The following is a 2,161-nucleotide window of genomic DNA, read 5'->3' on the forward strand; positions in this document are numbered from 1 at the left end:
GGCGTCCGGCCGGGGTGGTGGCGTTGCCGACCAGGACGGTGCCGCGCGGCAGCCGCGCACCGAGGGCCGCGGAACCGGTGACCCGCACCAGGCGGGAGGCGAACAGCCCGCCGGAGCGCACCGCCAGTTGGTCCTCGCCGGGGCGGGCCAGCGCCTGGACCAGCAGCGCCGCGGTGCGCGCGTCGGGTGCGGCCGGCAGATCGGCGACGCCGCCGAAGCGGTGCGGGTGCTCCAGCGCGGCCACCCGGGCCAGACCCCACAGCGCCGCCTGCTCGGGGTGCAGCAGCGGCTCGGAGTCCGCGGTCCGTACCGCGCTGCCGGTGAGCAGCCACAGCGGCGCGTCCAGCGCGCCGCCCGCGTGCGACCGGATCAGCTCCAGCGTGTCCGCGGGCCGGGCCGCGGGGTCCAGCGCGAGCAGTGACAGCACGCCGGCCGGCGGCCGGCCGCCGGCCGCTGCGGCCGGGTCGGCGCCGTGCGGGACTTCGACCACCTCGGCGCCGGCCTGCCGGAGCGCGTCCACCACCAGGTCGCGGGTGTGCGGATCGGGACGGGCGGGCAGCACGGCGAGCCAGGTGCCGTCGAGCCGGGCCTGCGGAGCGGGCGGCAGCGGCTGCCAGGAGACCCGGTACCGCCAGGACTCGGCGCGTGCCTGCCGGTCCTGCTGCCGCCGCCAGTCGGCCAGCGCCGGCAGCACCGTCCGCAGGGCGTCCTGCTCCGCGCTGCCCAGCAGCGTCGCCAGCCCGTCGGGGTCGCCGCCCTCGACGGCCTCCCAGAAGGCGCCGTCCGAGGTGGCGGTGGCGGCTGCGGCGTCCGGCGTCTCCTGCGGATCGAGCCAGTAGCGCTCGCGCTGGAAGGCGTAGCCCGGCAGTTCGGCGCCCGGCAGCCCGGCGGGGAAGAACGGCGCCCACCGCACCGCGAGCCCGCCGCTCCACGCCTCGCCGACGGACAGCAGGAACCGGTCCAGGCCGCCTTCGCCGCGGCGCAGCGTGGGGGTGGCCAGCGCCTCCGCGCCGGCCTCCTCGGCGATCTCGTCGACACCGAGGGAGAGCACCGGATGCGGGCTCGCCTCGATGAAGGCGTGGTGGCCCTGCTCCAGCAACGCCCGGGCGGCCAGGTCGAAGCGCACCGGCCGGCGCAGGTTGAGGTACCAGTAGGCGGCGTCCAGCGGCGTGGCCGCGTCCAGCAGCCCGCCGGTGACCGTCGAGTAGAAGGGGATGCGGGGCGCGCGCGGCGCGACGGGGGCGAGTTCGGCCAGCAGTTCGTCCCGGGCCGGTTCGACGTACGGCGAGTGGCCGGCCTGGGCCGCCTTGAGCCGCCGCATCCTGATGCCCTCGGCCTCGCATTCGGCAGCCAGCTCCTCGCAGGCGTCGACCGCGCCGGAGACGACCACCGACGAGGGCGAGTTGACCACCGAGACCGACAGCCGCCCGGACCACCGGGTCAGCCGCTTCTCCAGCAGGTCCAGCGGCATGGTCACCGACAGCATCGCCCCGCTGGGCAGCGTGGTGATCACACGCGAGCGCACCGTGATGATGCGGGCGCCGTCCTCCAGCGACAGCGCGCCGCTCACACAGGCCGCCGCGATCTCGCCCTGCGAGTGGCCGACGACCGCGTCCGGCTCGACGCCGAAGGACCGCCACAGTTCGGCGAGCGACACCATCACCGCCCACAGCACCGGCTGTACGCGGTCGATGCGCTCCAGCAGCCGGGCGTCGCCGAGCACCTCGGCGGGCGACCAGTCGATGAAGCCGGCCAGCGCGTCGGCGCACTCCTGGAAGCGGTCGCGGAAAACCGGTGCGGCCTCCAGCAGCCCGGCCGCCATCCCGGCCCACTGGGCGCCGTGCCCGGGGAAGACGAAGACGGTACGGCCGCGCTCCCTGGCCACGTTCTGCACCACGCCGGGGTGCGCCTCGCCGGTGCGCAGCGCGGCCAGCGCCGCCAGCAACGCGTCCCGGTCCCGGCCGACGACCACCGCGCGGTGCTCCATCGCGGCCCGCCCGACCGCCAGCGTGCGGGCCGCGGCGAGCGGCGACAGTTCCGGGTCGGCCGCGAGGGCGTCGTGCAGCCGCCCGGCCTGGGCGCGCAGCGCCGCGGCGGTCCGCGCCGAAACCAGCAGCGGTACGGCCGCGGGCCGGTCCTCCTCGGTGGCGGCCTCGGCCGC

The 2,161-nt window shown here is 77.5% G+C and carries 1 protein-coding gene; it reads right to left on the minus strand.

What is annotated here, in order from left to right:
• The coding region (locus tag GA0115240_RS29585; protein ID WP_141709005.1) for an acyltransferase domain-containing protein at window positions 1-2,161 on the minus strand (2,161 nt) is incomplete at both ends.

Source organism: Streptomyces sp. DvalAA-14 (genome assembly GCF_900091855.1).
Classification (GTDB): Bacteria; Actinomycetota; Actinomycetes; order Streptomycetales; family Streptomycetaceae; genus Actinacidiphila.